The following is an 18,973-nucleotide window of genomic DNA, read 5'->3' as shown; positions in this document are numbered from 1 at the left end:
TTGTCGGCCCCGCCGTACAGCTGGTCCACGCCCGCCCCGCCGGTGATCACGTCATTGCCGGCGCCGCCGTAGATGATGTCGCTGCCGCCCTGACCGTTGAGCGTGTCATTGCCGGCGCCGCCCTCGATCTGGTCGTTGAAGGCGGTGCCGTTGATCACGTCGGCATTGGCCGTACCCGCGAAATACTGGCCGCCGCCGGCGCCGACGATGAGCACGATGTCGTCGAAGCGCAGGCGTTCGACATTGGTCAGGGTGTCCGTGCCGTCCGGGCCGGTCACCGTAGTGACGCCGCCGCTGGTGACCACCGAATAGGCCGAGGACGCGCCCGCGAAGACGGCCGTATCCGTCCCCGCGCCGCCGTCGATGGTGTCGTTGCCGAGGCCGCCGGTGATGACATCGTCGCCGTCGCCGCCGTTGATGGCGTCGAAGCTGCTGGTGCCGACCAGCACGTCGGCGTTCGCCGTGCCGTTGATGGTGTTCACGATCGGCGCGCCGGTGATGTCGTAATAGCCGTCAGCGAACTGCAGGCGCTCGACGTTCGTCAGGGTGTCCGTGCCGTCAGGCCCGGTCACGGTGGTGACCCCGCCCGAGGTGCTGAGGCTGTAGGCCGAGCGGTTGCCCGAGAAGACGGCCGTGTCGGCGCCGGCGCCGCCGTCGATCGCGTCATTGCCCGCGCCGCCCGTGATCAGGTCATCGCCGTCGCCGGCGTTGATCGTATCGTTTCCGGCCGCGCCGTTGATGGTGTCGGCGCCTGCGCCCGCGTTGATCTGGTCACTGAACGCCGTGCCGTTGAGGGTGTCGGCGTTGGCCGTGCCGGTGAACAGCTGACCGCCGCCGGCGCCCACGATGAGGGTGCCGTCCGAGAAGCGCAGGTACTCGACCTGGCTGACCACGTCCGTGCCGTCCGGGCCCGATACCTGCCAGGCGCCCGACGGGATCTGGACGACGGTCGACTGGGCCATCGTGCCGCTGAAGACGGCGGTGTCCACGCCCGCGCCGCCGTTGATGGCGTCATCACCGGCGCCGCCGGTGATGACGTCGTCCCCGTCGCCGCCGTTCAGGGTGTCCGCCCCGGCCAGGCCGTCAATAACGTCGTTGCCGCCCAGGCCGTTGATCGTGTCGTCGCCGGACGTGCCGGACAGGGTGTCGGCGTTCGGCGTGCCCTCGATCGGCCCCGTGCCCTGGATCGGGTTGCCCGCGGTGTCGAACAGGCCGTCGGCGAACTGCAGGCGCTCGACATTGGTCAGGCTGTCCGTCCCGTCCGGGCCGCTGACCGTGGTCACGCCGTTCGAGGTGCTGAGGGTGTAGGCCGCGCGATTGCCGGAATAGACGGCGGTGTCGACGCCGTCGCCGCCGTTGAGCGTGTCATTGCCGGCGCCGCCGATGAGGGTGTCGTTGTCCGCACCGCCGTTCAGGGTGTCGGGCCCGTCGCCGCCGGTCAGGGTGTCGGCGCCCGCCTCGCCGTTCAGCGTCGAACCGGACGAGACGAGCGGAACGACCGACTGGTTCGGAAGCGAGACGTGCATCGTATAGGTGCCGCCCGCGGCCGGCGAGCCGGAGGTGAAGCCGCCCGACGTATTGGCCTGCCATTGCGCGACCTGGATGTAGTAGGTGCCGGCCTCGGGCAGAACGAAGACGAGGCGGGAATCCGTGGCGTTGCCGCCGTCGGAGGCGTCGTCGTCGTTGTTGGCGATCTCCGAACCGATGGCGTCGAACAGACGCAGGGTCGAGTCGAAGCTGGCGTTGTCGATGTCGATCACCACCTGGATGCCGGCCGCCCCGACGGTGAAGGCGTAGTACTCCACCCCGCCGTGGGTGGTCGCGACCACGGTCGAGTGCGGGACAGTGGTCGGGTTGGCGACGTCGCTGCGCGACTGCAGGTCGAAGGTGCCGGACAGGGAGACGGCGTTTCCGATGGTGTCGTTGACCGTCGTCCGGGCCTTGATCACATCGGGCGCGCCGCCGCTCAGGCCGGGCGCGCCGGCGAACAGCTGATCGTCCCCGCCGCCGCCGTTCAGGGTGTCCACCCCGCCGCCGCCGCGAATGATGTTGGCCGCGCCGTTGCCCGTCAGGGTATCGGACGCTGCGGTGCCGGTGATGTTCTCGACGTCCACGAGGGTGTCATTGCCCGCGCCGCCGCTGGCCGTGCCCGTGGCGAGGTTGACCACCACGCCCTCGACCGCGCCGGAGTAGTCGGCGGTGTCGATGCCGGCTCCGCCGTTGAGGGTGTCGTCCCCGAGACCACCGACCAGAATGTCCGCCCCGTCGCCGCCGTTCAGGATGTCCGTCCCCGAACCGCCGTCCAGATAATCGTCGCCGGCCAGACCGTTGATGGTGTCATTGCCGCCGAGGCCGCCCAGGGTGTCGCCCAGACTCGAGCCGTTGATGGTTTCGTTGGTCAGGTCGCCGCCGACCACCAGGCCGCCGGTCGGGGTCGCGGCGATGATCTGGTCGGAGAACTGCAGGAACTCGACGTTGGTGATGGTCACCGCCGCCTGGCCGGTGGCCGTCACCGTGCCGACCTGCCCGTTCCAGGTGATGGTGTAGGCCGAACGCGGCCCCGAGAAGACCACGGTGTCGGACCCGAGGCCGCCGTCGATGACGTCGGCGCCGCCGTTGCCGCGAATGACGTTGTTGGCCGAGTTGCCGCGAATGGTGTCGGCGCCCGTGCCGCCGATGACGTTCTCGATCGTCACGCCGACGGCGATCGACACGTTGCCGATCATGCCGCCCACGTTCGAGAAGGCGCCCTGGCGCAGGTCGATGACCTGGGCCTGGGTGTAGCCGGAGAAGTCGAAGGTATCGACGCCGCCGGCGTCCCACACCGCGAAGACGAGCGGGCTGCCGGAGGTGGTGGCCGAGAACCAGGGCTGGCCGGCGTTCGAGTTGAACCCGTAGACGGTATCGCCCGTGCGGGTCGTCGTATTGACCCCGTACAGGCGTTGCGCGGCGGCGATGTCGTCCATCAGCGGCGCCGAGGCGTAATAGGTGGTGCCGGCGCCGTTGATGCGGAAATCAGCGCCCGTGGAGCGTTCGCTGAAGTAGCTCATCACCGTGTACTGGCGCGAATCCTCGAAATAGATCGCATGGGCGCTGTAGGTGATGCTGACGCCGGCCGAGGCGTTGTAGGCCGCCGGGTGGCTGAGGCCGATCGCGTGGCCGATCTCGTGCAGCAGGGTCTGGGTGCCGTAGTTATAGAGACTGGGCGCAGCGTTGTAGGACAGGGAGCTGTTGACCCAGACGTCGCCCTGGACCGCCGTGGAGCCCGTGGCGCCGGGCATGCCCCCGGGGAGGTAGGCGAAGGCGGCGGCGCCGTCCTGGCCGGACGCGTAGTTCCCGAACAGGATGGTGGCGTTGTTCGAATATTCGCTGCCGGCGTCCGACACCCGGACGAAGGTGATGTTGGCGACATCCGACCAGGCCGACAGCGACTGGATCGCCGTCGCGATCTGGGTGGCCGAGAACTGGGTGAAGCCGGTCGTGTCGCTCGGCATCGTCGTGACCGAGGCGCGGAAGGCGAAGGTGACCGTGGCGGCCTGACCGAGCCCGTTGGCCCAGCTGCTGTTCGACCGGGTGATCTGCGCGCCGGCGTCGCCGGGGCTCAGCGACGGCTTGGAGTTGGGGCTGGTGGAGCCGCCCCGGTCATCGCCGTTCAGGATCACGCCGAGACCGCCGTCCTCGCCCGCCGAGGTCGCGCCGTGGAAACGGGCGCAGCAACCGCAAACCTGGTAGCTCGCAATGGCGCCGAACGCCGAACTTCCACTCGAAGTTGCGCCGCCGCCGCCGCCGCCCGAGGTCGAGGTATCGAAGTCTTCCACGAACAGACCGGTGCGCGCGGCAGTGAAGGTATCGAACATGTGGGCAACCCCGATTGCGAATTGGGCGCACCTTAGCGCGACGCGGGGCCACGACAAGCGTAACCGCGCTACCCGGGCCCGTCACAAAACGTAGCCCTTGTCGAAAAGAGGCGGCCTGCGATAGGACCGTTGCTCCGGCGCTGATGCCTGAAACACCCGCAAAATTCTGCGCGAGGGCCCTGCCTGCGGGCGGAACACCCTGAACGGGTACTGGAGACCACATGAGAAAAACCGCCCTGATCACTGGCGTGACCGGCCAGGACGGTTCCTATCTCGCCGAATTTCTCCTTGAAAAGGGATACGACGTTCACGGCATCAAGCGCCGCTCGTCGATGTTCAACACCGACCGCGTGGACCACATCTACCAGGACCTGCACGACGCGGATGTACGGTTCCAGATGCATTTCGGCGACCTGACCGACACCTCCAATCTGGTGCGGATCATCCAGGAGGTTCAGCCGGACGAGATCTACAATCTCGGCGCCCAGAGCCACGTGGCCGTCAGCTTCGAGACCCCGGAGTACACCGCCGATGTGGACGCGCTCGGCACCCTTCGCCTGCTGGAAGCGATCCGCCTGCTGGGCCTCGAGAAGAAGACCAAATTCTATCAGGCCTCGACGTCAGAACTTTACGGACTGGTGCAGGAGCCGATCCAGTCGGAGACCACGCCCTTCTACCCGCGCAGTCCCTATGCCGTGTCGAAGATGTTCGCCTACTGGATGTGCGTGAACTACCGCGAGGCCTACGGGATTTTCGCCTGCAACGGCATTCTCTTCAATCACGAGAGCGAGCGCCGCGGCGAGACCTTCGTCACCCGCAAGATCACCCGCGGCCTCGGCGAGATCGCCCAGGGGCTGAGCGACTGCCTCTACCTCGGCAATATGGACGCCCTGCGCGACTGGGGTCACGCCAAGGACTACGTCCGCATGCAGTGGATGATGCTGCAGCAGGACACGCCGGATGACTACGTCATCGCCACCGGCAAGCAGTACAGCGTGCGCCAGTTCGTCGAGGTGTCGGCGGCCCGCATCGGCGTGACCCTGCGCTGGGAAGGCTCCGGCGTGGACGAGGTCGGCATCGTCGAAAGCGTCGATCCCGCCCATGCGGTCACCCGCTGCCCGGCCATCAAGGAAGGTCAGACGATCATCCGGGTCGACCCGCGCTACTTCCGTCCGACCGAGGTGGAGACCCTGCTGGGCGATCCGTCCAAGGCCAAGACCAGGCTGGGCTGGGAGCCGGAGATCAGCTTCGAGGCGATGGTCGACGAGATGATGGAGGCAGACCTGCTGGCGGCCCGCAAGGCGCTGCTGCTGAAGACCGCCGACTGGAGCTGATCGCCTTGGATCCCTTCATTCGCCTGGATCAGACCGCCCGCCGCCGCGAGGATACTCGCGGCTGGCTGGAGGTGCTGTACGAAAGCGACGCCATGGTGCTGAAGCGCTCCTTCTCAAGGAAGGGCGTCTTCCGGGGACTGCACGTGCAGCAGGCCCCCTCGCCCCAGACCAAGGTCATCCGCGTGGTCGAGGGCGCCATCGTGGATGTGGTGGTGTCGATGGAAGACCCGTCGCGCGCGCTGAAGACCACCACCCTCACCCCCGCCGACGGCTGGGTGCGGATCGACGCCGAATACGCCCACGGCTTCTATGCGCTGGAAGACACCCTCTTTGAGTATGTCTGCGACGGCGGATACGATGAGGCGTCGGAGCAGGCCTTCTCGATCGCCGACCGCCTGCCGGCCCTGCTGGGCGTGGAGACGGTGATCCTGTCGGACAAGGACCGCGCGGCGCCGCCGCTGCCGGCGTCTGGAGCAGAGTGATGACCAAGCTTTCCCTGATCACCGCCAGCTACAACAGCGCCCGCACCATCGCCGACACCCTGCGGTCGGTGAACGCCCAGACCTGGCCGGACTTCGAGTACCTGGTCGTCGATGGCGGCTCCAGGGACGAGACGATGGAGATCGTCGCGCGCGAAGGCCAACGCGTCACCTCCGCCGTGTCCGAGCCCGACAAGGGCATCTATGACGCCTACAACAAGGGCCTCTCGCGGGCCTCCGGCGACGTCATCGGCTTCATCAACTCGGACGACTACTACTGCACGCCCGAGGCGCTTTCGGAGGTCATGGCGGCCTTCGAGGCGGACCCCGGGCTGGAGGCCGTGCACGGCGATCTGGTCTATGTGGATCCGGTCGACACCTCGAAGATCGAGCGGCACTGGAAGTCACGTCCGGCCACGGTCGAGAACCTGCGGCGCGGCTTCATCCCGGCCCACCCGACCCTGTTCCTGCGCCGCAGCGTCTACGACAAGGTCGGCGGCTTCGACACCAGCTACCGGCTGGCGGCGGACTACGACTTCATGCTCCGGACCTTCTATGTCCACCAGGTGAAGTCGCTCTACATCCCCAGCATCTGGGTACGGATGCGGTCGGGCGGGGCCACCGGCGGCAATGCGGCCAGCATCATTCGCCAGAACGACGAGATCCGCGCCAGCCAGCAGGCCCACGGCCTGAACTACCCCAAGGCCCTGTTCTTCGCGCACAAGGTGCTGGACCGCTCGGTCCAGCGGGCGCGGGCGCCGTTTGTGAAGGCCCCCGACATCGAAGGGACCGGCAGCCGATGATCGACGGCAAGCGCGTCCTCGCGATCGTTCCGGCGCGCGCGGGCTCCAAGGGGCTGCCGGGCAAGAACGTCCGGATGCTGGCCGGCAAGCCGCTGCTGGCGTGGCCGATCGCCGCCGCGCGCGCCTCGGCCCATGTCGACCGGGTCATCATCTCGACGGACGACCCTGGGTTCGCCGACATCGCCGTGGCGCACGGGGCGGAAGCGCCCTTCCTGCGCCCGGCCGAACTGGCCAGCGACACCGCGCCCTCCATCGGCTTCATTCTCCATGCCCTCGACACCCTCGCCGAAGCCGGCGACGTCTATGACTATGTCGTGCTGCTGGAACCCACGTCGCCGCTGACCGACGGCGCCGACGTCGACGCCGCGCTCGCTCGACTGGTCCAGGGCGGAGACCGGGCTGACGCCATCGTCGGGGTCGCCCTGATGGAAACGACCCATCCGGCCTATGCGGTCCGGCTGGAGGCCGACGGGGTCATCTCGCCGCTTCAGCCGGGCGGCTTCGCCGCCATGCCGCGACGCCAGGACCTGCCGGAGGTCTTCAACCTCGACGGCAGCCTCTACATTTCAACGGTCGCCGCATTGCGCCGGGAGGGCGGCTTCTGCCACGCCCGGACGCTCGGCTACCGGGCCGCCCGCCACAAGAGCCATGAGGTGGACGATCTGGTCGACTTCATCTGTATTGAGGCGATCGCCCGAAATCTGGACATCATCCTTCAGGACGAAGGCCCGGCCCCGACGCCGGGCGCGAGATAGATCATGCGGAAATGCACCAAATGCCTGGTCCCCGAGACCGTCGACACCATCACCTACGATGAGGATGGGGTCTGCTCGGTCTGTCGCCAGATCGAGGCCAAGAAGGACAAGATCGACTGGGCGGACCGGCAGCGGCAGCTGGACGAGATCGTCGCCGAGTACAAGGGCAAGGACCTGTACGACTGCATCGTCCCCTATTCGGGCGGCAAGGACTCGGTGTTCCAGCTCTGGTACATCGTCAAGACGCTGAAGATGAAGCCGCTCGTGGTGCGCTACAACCACTGGGGCTACCGCCCGCAGGTCGAGGAGAACAACACCTCGGTCTTCAAGCAGCTGGGCGTCGATGTGGTCGAGTTCACCCCGAACTTCCACGTGGTGCGCGAGCTGATGCTGGAAAGCTTCAAGCGCCGCGGTGACTTCTGCTGGCATTGCCACACCGGGATCTATTCCGGCGTCATGCACATGGCGGTCCGCTTCAACATCCCGCTGCTGTTCTGGGGCGAGACCTCGGCCGAGTACCACAGCTGGTACACCTTCGAGGAAATGGAGGAGGTCGACGAGAAGCGCTTCAACCGCCTGATGAACCAGGGGATCACCGCGGACGACATGTACGAGTTCCTGCAGGGCCGCGTCGAACGCCGCGATCTGTGGATGTTCGACTATCCGAAGCGCAAGGACCTGATGAAGCTGAAGGTCCGCTCGATCTGCCTGGGCAACTACATCGAGTGGGACACCAAGGCCAACGTCGAGCTGATCAAGAAGGAGCTGGGCTGGAAAGGTCAGCGGGTCGAGGGTGTGCCGCCCGAGTACGACTATGAGAAGATCGAATGCACCTTCCAGGGCATGCGCGACTGGTCGAAGTATGTGAAGCGCGGCTACGGCCGGGCCAACCACCTGCTCTCCATCGACATCCGCAACGGTCGCAAGACGCGTGAGGAAGCCCTGGAGATCGAGGCGCGGTACGACGGCAAGCGCCCCGCCTCGATGGACTGGTTCCTGCAGCACCTGCAGATCACCGAGGACGAGTTCTACGACATCCTGGCCCCGCACCAGGTCCATCCGTGGAAATTCGACCGGAAAAACCTCGAGACCGGCGAGGTCATGCCCGACTTCGACAAGTGGGATCGCACCGACCTGAGCGATATCAAGGTCGGCCCCGCCAAGGCGTCGACCGAGTAGGAGCGCGCGCCATGACCATCGCCATCATCGATTACGGCATGGGCAACGTCCGCTCGTTGATGAACGCGTTCGAGTACATCGGCGAGGACGCGGTGGTCACCGCCGACTTCGATGAACTGCAGGATGCGGACCGGCTGGTTCTGCCGGGCGTCGGCGCCTTCGGCGACGCCATGGCCGCCATCGACGCCAAGAACCTGCGCCCGGTGCTGAACCATCTGGCGCTGGAGGTGAAGAAGCCGGTTCTGGGCGTCTGCCTCGGCATGCAACTGTTCGCGCGCAAGAGCTTCGAACACGGTGAACACGACGGGCTCGGCTGGCTGGACGCGGAGATACGCCCCCTTCAGGTGGAAGCCCCCGCCAAGGTGCCGCACGTCGGCTGGAACGCCGTATCCTTCGCTCCGGACGAGTGGCTGTTCAAGGGATTGCCCTCGGGCGAGAGCGACTACTATTTCGTCCACTCGTTCCACATGGTCTGCAACGATCCGGCGGACCGGGTCGGGGTCACGGATCACGGCGGGATCGTCACCGCCGCGGTGCGACGCGGCAACCTGACGGCGACCCAGTTCCATCCCGAGAAGAGCCAGGACAACGGCCTGCAGCTGCTGCAGAACTGGCTGGGGCACGCGTTCTGATGCTGAAGAAACGGATCATTCCGAAATTCCTGATCCGGAACGGCCGTCTGGTGAAGATGCGCCGCTTCCACGACGACCAGCGCGAGGCGGGCAACCCGGTCTCGACCGCCAAGGTCTATGACAGCTACGGGGTGGACGAACTGATCTTCGTCGACATCGACGCCTCGGCCGAGGGCCGCGTCGTGAAGGGCGACATCATCGAGCGGGTGGCCGAGGAGGTCTTCGTCCCGCTGACCGTCGGCGGCGGGGTGACGACGCTGGAGCAGATCGAAAGCCTGCTGAAGAGCGGGGCGGACAAGGTCAGCATCAACAGCGCGGCCATCGACGACCCGGACTTCATCACCCGCGCCGCCTCGCGTTTCGGCGACCAGTGCATCGTCGTCTCGATCGACTACAGGGCCGACGAATTTGGGCGCAAAAGGGTGTTCGGCCGCGGCGGGACCGCCCCGACCGCCCATGATCCGGTCGAGTTCGCGCTGCGCATGCAGGATCTCCACGCGGGGGAAATCCTGATGACCTCGATCGACCGGGACGGGATGATGAACGGCTATGATCTGGACATGATCGCCGCCCTGTCCGACCGGCTGGATGTCCCGCTGATCGCATCGTCCGGCGCGGGCAGCCTTGATGACTGCGCCCGGGCCCTGGACGCAGGGGCCTCGGCGATCACCATCTCCTCCATGTTCATCTTCACCGACCACAGCCCGATCAAGGTGCGCACCTATCTGAGCACCAACGGGGTCAATGTCCGCAGCCAGAAGGGCAGCCGCTCTTGACCCCGCCGGTTCGGGCCAGTCTGGATGCGCGGGGGCTTGCGGCCTATGCGGCGGCGCAGGTGAACGCCCACTTCCCCGATCCGGCCCCGGTGGAGGTCGACGAACTGATGGCCGCGACGACGGTGGCCCTGTCCCGGCTCGAACACTGCTTCAGCCACGTCGACAACAAATATTTCTTCGACGGACGGCAGGTGGTCTTCAATCACCTTCACGGCGACCAGTACGCGATGTGGCTGTACCTGCTGTCGAACGAGCTGTTCCGGCAGGGCGGCGCGCCGGCCACCTGCGCCAAGCTGTTCCTGCTGAACAAGGCCCTGCACGGGCTGGACGCCTATTACGAGGTCGAGCTCCCGTCGGTCTTCCTGCTGGTGCACCCTCTGGGAACGGTCCTCGGACGCGGTCGCTACAGCGACTTCTTCATCGCCTACCAGCGGTGCGGCGTGGGATCGAACCACGACGTCTATCCGACCTTCGGGCGGCACGTGACCCTGCGTCCCGGCAGCGCCGTTCTGGGGCGCTGCAGTATCGGGGACAACTGCCAGATCGCCACGGAATCGCTGGTTCTGGACCGCGACCTGCCCGACAACACCCTGTATATCGGTAACCCCAAGACCGCGACCCTGCGTCGCCAGGACGGCCCCTTGCCGATCTGGCGCGCCAACGGAGCCTGAGACCATGGCCGACGACATCAAGCTCCCTTCGAACAGCGAGGCGGACTTCGCCGCGCTGCGGACGCGTCTGCACAGGGTGATCCCGGGCGGCGCCCACACCTATTCGCGCGGGGACGACCAGTTTCCCACCAACGCGCCGCCCGTTCTGGCGCGCGGCAAGGGCGCCTATGTCTGGGACACGCACGGGACGAAGTATCTCGACTACGGCATGGCCCTGCGCGCCATCTCCATCGGTTACGCCGATGACCGGGTGAACGCGGCGGCGATCCGCCAGATCGAGAACGGCGTCAACCTGACCCGCGCCTCGGCCATCGAACTGGAGGCCGCGGAGCTGATCTGCGACGTCATCCCCTGCGCCGAGATGGTCAAATTCGCCAAGAACGGCTCGAACGCCACCACCGCCGCGGTGAAGATCGCCCGCGCCTATACCGGCCGCCGCTACGTCTGCATCCCGCGGCAACACCCCTTCTTCTCGTTCGATGACTGGTTCATCGGCTCGACCGTGGTCAAGCGCGGGACCCTGACCGACCACGCCGCCAGCACCCTGCTGTTCGACTACAACGACATCGGCTCGCTGAAGGCGCATTTCGACGCCCACCCCGGCGAGATCGCGGCCGTGATGCTGGAGCCCGCGACCCATCTGATCCCGTGCGGCCCGAACGGCGAGCCGGGGCTCGCGCCGGGTCCGGACCCGGACCACGCCGGCCATGCGGGCAACTTCCTTCACCAGGTTAAGGCGCTGGCGCACGCCAACGGCGCGCTGTTCATTCTCGACGAGATGATCACGGGCTTCCGCTGGCACCTGAAGGGCGCCGCCCATCTGTTCGGCGTCGAGCCGGACATCGCGACCTTCGGCAAGGCGATGGCCAACGGCTTCGCCCTCGCGGCCGTCGTCGGCAAGCGCGAGTACATGCAGGTCGGCTCCACCGATCGCCCGGGCATGGAGCGCACCTTCCTGCTGTCGACGACCCACGGCGGCGAAATGCCGGCTCTCGGCGCCTTCGTCGAGGCGACGCGCATCAACATCGAGGACGATGTGCCGCGTGGTCTGTGGGCGTTCGGGGCCAGCCTGAAGGCGGGCTTCGCGGATGTGGCGGCGGCCAACGGACTGGCGGATCATTTCGTCACCGACGGGCCCGAAATCCTGATGAACTACATCACCCGCGACGCGAACGGAGAGCCGTCCCTGGCCCTGCGCACCCTGCTGTCGCAGGAGATGATCCGGCGCGGCGTCCTGATGCCCTGGCTCGGCACCTGCCAGGCCCACGGCGCCGAGGAGCTGAAGATCACCCTGGACGCCCTCGACGGGGCGCTGAAGGTCTACGCCGCCGCCCTCCGCGACGGGGTCGGGGCCTACAAGGACGACCATGTGATCAAGCCCGTGTTCCGGTCCCACAACTGATGGCCGACGTCTCGCGACTCGACGGCCAGGTGGCTGTCGTCACCGGCGGGGCCGGCATACTGGGCCGTCGCTTCTGCAAGGGCCTTGCGGACGCGGGCGCCCGGGTGGCGGTGGTCGACCTGTTCGGCGATGCCGCGGACGCGGCGGCGGCGGAGCTCGGCGGCGAGGCCGCGGGCTTCGCCTGCGATGTGTCCGACGCCGGTTCGGTCAGGGCCTGTGTCGAGGCGGTCATGGCCCGCTACGGCCGGATCGACATCCTGATCAACAACGCCGCGACCAAGACCGCCGACGTACGCGCCTGCATGGCGCCCTTCGAGGAGTATTCGATCGACACCTGGCGCGAGATCATGTCGGTCAACATCGACGGCATGTTCCTGATGGCGCAGGCCGTCGGCAAGACGATGCTGGCCGGGGGCGTGAAGGGCCGGATCGTCCAGACCGCCTCGATCTACGGCGTCGTCGGACCCGACAACCGCATCTATGAAGGCTCCAGCTACCTGGGCGGCCCGATCAACACCCCCGCGGTGTATTCGGCGTCGAAAGCGGGCGTCATCGGCTTCACCAAATGGCTGGCGACCTATTGGGCCGACAAGGGCATCCGGGTGAACTGCATCGTCCCCGGCGGGGTCTCGAGCGGCCAGAACAGCACCTTCAGCGACCTGTATTCGGCGCGGGTGCCGCTGGGCCGGATGGCGCAGGCCGACGAGATGGTCCCGCCCCTGCTGTTCCTGGCCAGCGAGGCGTCCAGCTATGTCACGGGCCATGTCCTGATGGTCGACGGCGGGTGGACGGCCTGGTGACCGGCGATGAACGGCGCGACGGCCTTTATCTCGTGGTCGTCAAGCTTCTGGACGTGGCGGCCCGGGCGGGGTTCATCCTGTCGGCCACCTATGCCCTGCCGATCGATCAGGCGGGTCAGTTCGGCCTTCTGACCACCCTGGTCGCCCTGTTCGCGTTCGGCTTCAATTTCGAACGCCATATCGACATCCAGAGACGCACGGCGGGCCAGCCGTACGAGGTCTTCGACCGGTACGTGTCCTCGGCCATGGGCTTCTTCGCCTTCAACTGGGCGCTGATGACGCCGCTGTTCATCGGAGCCGCCCTGCTGCTGGCCCATATCCGTCCCGAGATGGCGCTCTTCGCGGCGGTGATCGTGATCGGCGAGCATATCTCGAACCAGGCCTACTATTTCGCCCTGGTGTCACGGCGCTACTATCCGCTGCTGCTGGTGGTCACCGCCAAGAACCTGCTTCTCGTCGCGGCGGTCCTCTATGAGGCGCTGCTGTCGGGACGCGGTCTGGGGCTGGACTTCGTGCTGCCGGTCTGGGCGGCCGGCGCGGTGTTGTGCACGCTCGCCCTGGGCCTGATGTGGCTCCGGCTGCGTCAGGCGGCGCCGCGGGAGACGCCGTTCCACTTCGCGACCGACATCCTGGGCCAGCACAAGGCGTCGGGCATCCACTTCCTGCTCGGTCTGATCGGCGTGCTGGTCCTGCAGTACGACCGGCTGGCGGTCGGAGCGCTCATGTCCCTGGACCAGGTCGGTGTCTATTTCCGGCACGCGGCCCTCGTGTCCATGGCGTACCAGATGTTCAGCGTTGTCTCGTTCAACCGCCTGATGCCCGCCATGTTCGCCGCGGCCCGCACCGAGCCGCTGCCGGTGCTCCGGACCCGGGCGTGGCGCGAGTATCTGAAGGTCCTGCTGGCCACGCCCCTGCTGTTCGCGGGTCTCTGGCTCGCCGATCGCATCACCGGCGGGATCTGGTCGGAGCGCTTCCACCTCACCCTGCCGCTGATCGCCATCATGCTGGTCGGATTCATGTTGCGCGCGGCCGCGGACCTGGGCGGCCTTATCCTCAACGCCCTGAGCCTCGAGAGGGAGATCCTGAAACTCCAGGGTGCGGCCTTCGCGGCCGGCGCCGTGCTGCTGGCCCTGCTGACCTGGCGGTTCGGGGTCTATGGCGCGGGGATCGCGACCGCGGTGACGGCGGGCCTCTATCTGGTCCTGATCCGCCTCCGGATTGAACAGCAGACCCGGAAGGACCCCGCATGAGGGCGATGATCACCGGAAGCCGGGGCTTCGTCGGCGCGGCGCTGATGCAGAGGCTGGCGGCGAACGGGCATGAGGTCGCGGGCTTCAGCCGCGCCGGCGGCCCGGACACCCTGACCGGAGACCTGCTGGATCCGGCGTCGATCCGGGCGGCTCTCGCCGCCTTCCGGCCGGACGTGGTCTACAACCTGGCCGCCGAGACCGACCTGAAGGGCCCGCCGCGTCACGGCTACGCCGCCAATACCGACGGCGTCACCCACCTGCTTGAGGCGGTGGCGGCCGCCCCGTCGGTGCGCCGGGTGATCTGGATGTCGTCCCAGTTGGTGAACCGGCCCGGCCGGACGGTCGCGTCCGACACCGACTTCGCCCCCGAGGGCGGCTACGGCGCCAGCAAGGCCGAGGGGGAGCGCCGGGTCCGGGCGGCCGACGGCGGCGGCAAGGACTGGGTCATCGTCCGCTCGACCACCATCTGGGGTCCCGGGATGAGCGAACACTACCAGGGCGTTCTGCGGCTGATCCGCCGGGGCCTCTACTTCCATGTCGGGCGTCGGCCGCGGTGGAAATCCTACTCCTACATCGACAACCTGGCCGCCCAGCTGGAGGCCCTCGGCAGCGCTCCGACCGACCGTATCCAGGGCCGTGTGATGTATCTGGCCGACAGCCCGCCGATTGATCTTCGCGCCTGGTCCGACGCCTTCGCGGCGCGGTTCGGGCGACGCATCCGCACCTTGCCCGAGCCCGTCGCCCGCCTGCTCGGCGCCGTCGGCGACGCAATGGCCGCGGCCGGGCTCAGAACGCCGCTGACCTCGCGTCGGCTGGACAACATGATGACCGACTACGTTTATGACACCACCCTGATCGAGGCCGTCGCGGGACCACCGGCGGTGTCGATGAATGAGGGAGTCCGTCGGACCGCCGACTGGCTGATCGCCCGGGATGCGGGCCCGGAGACCTCCCGATGAGCGACGCGGTTCTGATCTACTCGATCCATCGGATGGAGCACTGGTGGCGCTGCATCGGCGACCATATGGGCTACGGCCGCGCCGTGGTGCTGACCGATCGTCGGGGCGCCGGCGATCGCTGGGTCACGGACGATTTCTACGCCGCCCTTGAGGCCCGTCAGGCCGGTCGGTCGACCGCTCCCGCCCTGCTCACCGCCCCCGAGGTGGCCGATGTGATCGCGCGATGCCGGGTGCTGCGCTGGCTGCCGGTCGCACAGGCGTCCGCCATGGCGCTGGCGATGGCCGAGGCCATGGACCGGGTGCTTGCGGACGTTCAACCGGCCGTCGTCACCGGCTTCCCGATCGACAGCTATGTGTCGGATGTCCTGGCCCGACGGGCGCGGGCGCGGGGCATTCCCTACTACGAAGTCACGGCCAGCGCCCTTCCCGGCATGTGCATGCTGATGCACCGCGGCAAGCTCATCACCAGCGACGCCCCGGCGGACCCCGAAGCCGTCGAGGCCCGCATCCGTGAGATCGCCGCCCCCGTCTTCACCCCGACCTACGTCCAGAACCTCGACCCTTTCACCCGGGCGCGCTTCCTCAAGACCTTCTGGCGGTTCCGTCTGCGGGGATGGGTCTTCCGGGCCTTGTCGCTCCTGCGGCGGGACCCGTTGAATCTTCACTATCTCGACGCCCAGTCGATGCTCGGCCACAAGCCGCAGCTTCACGACATCCGCGTCATCGATATGGTCGAGGCCGACTGGCAGACCCGCGTCGAGGCCTTCCCGCGCGAGCGGCGCGTGCTCTTCGGCCTCCAGCTCCTGCCGGAGGCGGCGATCGACTACTGGGTCGACGATCTGGACATGGTGCGTCACGAGGACAGGCTGGTCGAGGCCGCCACCCATCTGACCGCCGCCGGCTATCTGGTTGTGGTCAAGGACCATCCGCTGCAGTTCGGCTTCCGCCAGACGGAGCTTCTGGAGCGCCTGAAGGCGCTGGAGAACGTGGTCATCGTCCCCTACGAGGTCAGCGGAAACCAGATGCTGGCCCTGTGCGGCGTCAGCCTGACCGCGACCGGCACCCTGGGCCTCCAGGCCGGACTGCTGGGCCTCCGTTCGATCACCGCCGACGCCTATTATGTGCCGCGCGAGGACGACTTCATCGTCGTGCGACGCCGCGAGGAGCTGGCCGCCCTGCCGGACCGCCTGGCCCACACGCCCGAGCCGACGGACCTGCACGGGCGGCAGGCCCGGATCGTCAGCCATCTGCTGCGCGGCAGCTTCGACGCCGACTTCTTCTCCTTCCAGACCTTCGACCGGAACGCTCCGGATGAGGCGACGGCGGAACTCGGCCGCCGGCTGGGCGCCCGCCTGCGCCGGCTCGGCCCGGACGGGGAGGACTGGCACGGGCGTCACATGCCCGCGGACGGCGGCGGCCATGACGGCTCCCCGTTGCGCTGAAGCGCCGCCCGCCTGTCGGTCAGCTTGACCTGATGCGACCGGTCTGGATAGGACACAGTCTCTGCACGTCCCGGCCTGACGGGATGTCGAGCAACTCCGCGCTGCAGAAAGACAGGCCAGTCAGATGACCTCGCCCGGCTATGTGATCCTGGACCCTGACCCCGCCCTGCGCCCGATGCCGGACGTGGTCTGGCGGCCCGAGCTGATCGACTACGAGCATCATGACGCCTACCGGGGACTGTCCGCCGCCGCCGACCCGCGCACCCGCCTCAAGGCCGGCGCCGTGTTCGCCGCAGGCATGGCGAAGCTGCTGCTGAAACGCGCGATCCGCTACGAGATGATCCCCTATGACCTGCGGGCGGACCGATCGGTCGCCGGGCGTCTCCGCTTCGCCGGCGCCGCGCTCAGGAACATGACCGCCGGCTCGATGCGCAAGCGCCATGCGGCAAGCACCGCGGTCCGTGACGGCGCCCCGCTGGACCAGCACGGCGTCATGGTCATCAGCGTCCCCGCCGATCGCGTCGAACGGCTGGAGCAGGTCTCTGCGCCGCAGTTCGAGACCCTTGCCGCCCGGCGCGGCAAGTCCAACGGCCAGCGCCGGTTCGAGGAGTCCCGCGGACAGGCCAGTCGCATCGCCGCCGCCGACCTGTTCGCCGAGATCGAGACCCTGCTGACGGAGTCGGGCGTCATGGCGGCGTCCAACGCCTATCTCGGCCGCACCGCCCGCCTCATCGATGTGAATCCGCAGATCAACGACGTCACGGACAGCTTCTGGCGGGACATCTTCCCGGACAGGGACGCCGGCGACCTGCCCGCCACCGCCTATTGCCACCGGGACGCCTCGGGCGGCGACCTCAAGGCCATTATCTATCTGAGCGACGTCGGCGAACGAAACGGACCGTTCAGCTATGTGCTCGGCTCGAACCGCATGCGGATTTCGCGGCTGGACGACCTGATCTGCGAGGCGAACGACAGCAACGGCCTGGGCGCCACCGATCCCGAGGCCCGCAAACTGTTCGCCGCCCTCCCCGCCCGCCTTCGGCAGAAGGGGGCGTTCGGGAACGACCTCACGCCCGACTCCGGCATCGGCGCCGACATTCACGCCGGCCTCTGGGCGATCCAGGCGAAAAAGGGCTCGATCGTCCTGTTCGACACCAAGGGCATTCACCGCGGCGGCATGGTCGTCGACGGCGAACGCCGCGTCATCACCTGTGTGATCGGGTGACGGCCGCGCCGGGCGCGCCGGACGGCCGCGACAGGAGCCCCACGGCATGAGACTGCACCCCGCCGTCCTGATGCTGATGGTCTGGGTCACCTGCGTGGTGGCCTTCTTCGTCCTGCCGTTCCAGCTCGAGAACCGGGTGATGAGCCTGTACGGCTATCTCATCCTGTTCCTCTTCATCGGGGCCTTCTGCGCGGGCGCCCTGCTCGCCGGACGGCCCCAGCCGCAACAGCCGCGGCGAATGGATGTGGTCGCGGACTTCCATCTGACCGACCGGCTGCTGATCGTCGCGGCCCTGATCGCGATCATGGCGTCGTTCATGGACACCCAGGGGCGCAACCTGCTCGACCTCGCCGACGCCTACGAGGCGCGCTCCGCCACCGCCGGCGCCCTGATGAGCGGCGGGCAGTCCGCCAGTTCGATCTGGTTCCAGCTGGCCTTCCTGACCTATCCGGCCGGTTTCATCTATCTGGTGCGCGAGATCGCCTACCGGCCCCGGCCGATCGCCTGGCGGATCGGCGTCTTCGGCCTCCTGCCTGTCGTGATGGCGGCGCTGTCCATGGGCGGACGATCGCCGCTGCTCTACGCCCTGGTCATGATGATCTACGCCTTCAATCTCAGGAAGCAGCTCTTCCCCCGCAAGCTGATGGCCGCCCGCTCCGGCGGTCCCGCGCGACGCCGGCGTCCGCTGTTCCGGCTCGGCCCCGGCGGCAAGGCGGTCATGGGTGCCCTGGGCGGCGTGATGTTCCTGTATTTCATGCAGGTCTTCCTGACCCGGGCCGAAATTTCCGGCGGGGTGGACGCGATGTTCGGCATCGCCGGCCAGTCCTGGGGCGTCAACTTCAACGGGCCCGGTTCGAATGTCCTGTTCCAGCTTCTCGGACCCGAGGGGTCCTACCTGACGTTCGTGAGCTTCTGGTACCTGCTCCAGGGCCTGGTCATGTCGAACACCCTGTTCACCAGCTATGACGGGCCGATGCTGTTCGGCGTCTACGGCGTCGACCTGATCGGCGCCCTGATGCGCCGCCTCAACGGGGAGTTCGTGGCCAACGGCTATGCCCACCTCGGCGCGGTCAACGTCTACGGCTTCCTGCCGTCGGCCTTCGGCACCCTGTATGTCGACCTGAAATTCCTCGGCCTCATCCCCTGCATGATCTGGGGCTGGCTGGCGGGCAAGGTCTATGTCCTGGTCCGTCAGGGGCGGGATCCCCGCTGGCTGATGGCGGTGCCCTTCATCGTCATGGGCATCCTGTTCAGCATCATCGGCACGCCGGTCGGCTTCTCGAACGGCCTGCTGATCCATCTCTGGCTGATCGTGGCCCTGGTCACGGTCCGGGTCCGGACCGCCTCGCCTCACCCGGCGATCCGTCGCCCCCGACGGCGCTGGATCTGACGCCTCCGGGCAAAAGGGG

The 18,973-nt window shown here is 67.6% G+C and carries 16 protein-coding genes; 15 read left to right on the top strand and 1 reads right to left on the bottom strand.

What is annotated here, in order from left to right; genetic code table 11:
- On the bottom strand, window positions 1-3,857 hold a 3,857-nt coding region (locus tag ACLQ7T_RS09475), incomplete at its 3' end, for a M10 family metallopeptidase C-terminal domain-containing protein (RefSeq protein ID WP_420479211.1).
- 221 nt (window positions 3,858-4,078) lie between these two features.
- Here ACLQ7T_RS09475 and gmd point away from each other — a divergent pair.
- The 15 genes from gmd to ACLQ7T_RS09400 all read left to right on the top strand — a co-directional run bounded on the left by gmd (window position 4,079) and on the right by ACLQ7T_RS09400 (window position 18,954).
- Entirely contained in the window at window positions 4,079-5,191 is a 1,113-nt protein-coding gene (gene gmd / locus ACLQ7T_RS09470) for a GDP-mannose 4,6-dehydratase (RefSeq protein WP_420479210.1), read from the top strand.
- A 5-nt stretch (window positions 5,192-5,196) separates the two neighbouring features.
- On the top strand, window positions 5,197-5,673 hold the full coding sequence (locus tag ACLQ7T_RS09465) for a dTDP-4-dehydrorhamnose 3,5-epimerase family protein (protein WP_420479209.1): 477 nt from the start codon (window positions 5,197-5,199) through the stop codon (window positions 5,671-5,673).
- Window positions 5,673-6,473, top strand: a complete 801-nt coding sequence (locus tag ACLQ7T_RS09460) for a glycosyltransferase family 2 protein (protein ID WP_420479208.1) — start codon at window positions 5,673-5,675, stop codon at window positions 6,471-6,473. Before ACLQ7T_RS09465 ends, ACLQ7T_RS09460 begins: the two co-directional genes overlap by 1 nt.
- Entirely contained in the window at window positions 6,470-7,228 is a 759-nt protein-coding gene (locus ACLQ7T_RS09455) for an acylneuraminate cytidylyltransferase family protein (RefSeq protein ID WP_420479207.1), read from the top strand. The genes ACLQ7T_RS09460 and ACLQ7T_RS09455 overlap by 4 nt, the downstream gene beginning before the upstream one ends.
- Before the next feature lie 3 nt (window positions 7,229-7,231).
- On the top strand, window positions 7,232-8,407 hold the full coding sequence (locus ACLQ7T_RS09450) for an N-acetyl sugar amidotransferase (RefSeq protein WP_420479206.1): 1,176 nt from the start codon (window positions 7,232-7,234) through the stop codon (window positions 8,405-8,407).
- Between the two features lie 11 nt (window positions 8,408-8,418).
- Complete coding sequence (gene hisH, locus ACLQ7T_RS09445) at window positions 8,419-9,039, top strand: imidazole glycerol phosphate synthase subunit HisH (protein WP_420479205.1); 621 nt, start codon at window positions 8,419-8,421, stop codon at window positions 9,037-9,039.
- A complete protein-coding gene (gene hisF, locus ACLQ7T_RS09440; protein ID WP_420479204.1) occupies window positions 9,039-9,815 on the top strand; it encodes an imidazole glycerol phosphate synthase subunit HisF in 777 nt (258 codons plus the stop codon). Before hisH ends, hisF begins: the two co-directional genes overlap by 1 nt.
- The gene (locus tag ACLQ7T_RS09435) at window positions 9,812-10,486 is read left to right on the top strand and encodes an LbetaH domain-containing protein (protein ID WP_420479203.1); all 675 of its coding nucleotides are present in this window, start codon (window positions 9,812-9,814) and stop codon (window positions 10,484-10,486) included. The genes hisF and ACLQ7T_RS09435 overlap by 4 nt, the downstream gene beginning before the upstream one ends.
- A gap of 4 nt (window positions 10,487-10,490) precedes the next feature.
- Window positions 10,491-11,888, top strand: coding sequence for a glutamate-1-semialdehyde 2,1-aminomutase (locus ACLQ7T_RS09430; RefSeq protein WP_420479202.1), 1,398 nt, complete (start codon window positions 10,491-10,493; stop codon window positions 11,886-11,888).
- The gene (locus tag ACLQ7T_RS09425) at window positions 11,888-12,688 is read left to right on the top strand and encodes an SDR family oxidoreductase (protein ID WP_420479201.1); all 801 of its coding nucleotides are present in this window, start codon (window positions 11,888-11,890) and stop codon (window positions 12,686-12,688) included. The genes ACLQ7T_RS09430 and ACLQ7T_RS09425 overlap by 1 nt, the downstream gene beginning before the upstream one ends.
- A complete protein-coding gene (locus ACLQ7T_RS09420; protein WP_420479200.1) occupies window positions 12,685-13,938 on the top strand; it encodes a lipopolysaccharide biosynthesis protein in 1,254 nt (417 codons plus the stop codon). Before ACLQ7T_RS09425 ends, ACLQ7T_RS09420 begins: the two co-directional genes overlap by 4 nt.
- Window positions 13,935-14,897, top strand: a complete 963-nt coding sequence (locus ACLQ7T_RS09415) for an NAD-dependent epimerase/dehydratase family protein (RefSeq protein ID WP_420479199.1) — start codon at window positions 13,935-13,937, stop codon at window positions 14,895-14,897. The genes ACLQ7T_RS09420 and ACLQ7T_RS09415 overlap by 4 nt, the downstream gene beginning before the upstream one ends.
- Window positions 14,894-16,339, top strand: a complete 1,446-nt coding sequence (locus tag ACLQ7T_RS09410; protein ID WP_420479198.1) for a hypothetical protein — start codon at window positions 14,894-14,896, stop codon at window positions 16,337-16,339. Before ACLQ7T_RS09415 ends, ACLQ7T_RS09410 begins: the two co-directional genes overlap by 4 nt.
- A gap of 124 nt (window positions 16,340-16,463) precedes the next feature.
- Complete coding sequence (locus tag ACLQ7T_RS09405) at window positions 16,464-17,564, top strand: hypothetical protein (protein ID WP_420479197.1); 1,101 nt, start codon at window positions 16,464-16,466, stop codon at window positions 17,562-17,564.
- Between the two features lie 46 nt (window positions 17,565-17,610).
- Window positions 17,611-18,954 carry an oligosaccharide repeat unit polymerase gene (locus ACLQ7T_RS09400; RefSeq protein ID WP_420479196.1) on the top strand — a complete coding sequence of 448 codons (1,344 nt, stop codon included), beginning with the start codon at window positions 17,611-17,613 and terminating at the stop codon, window positions 18,952-18,954.
- Window positions 18,955-18,973 lie beyond the last annotated feature (19 nt).

This window comes from Brevundimonas sediminis, from assembly GCF_048799765.1.
GTDB lineage: Bacteria > Pseudomonadota > Alphaproteobacteria > Caulobacterales > Caulobacteraceae > Brevundimonas.
The sequence above is the reverse complement of the archived record's forward strand: the minus strand, read 5'-3'. Positions and strand labels throughout refer to the sequence as shown.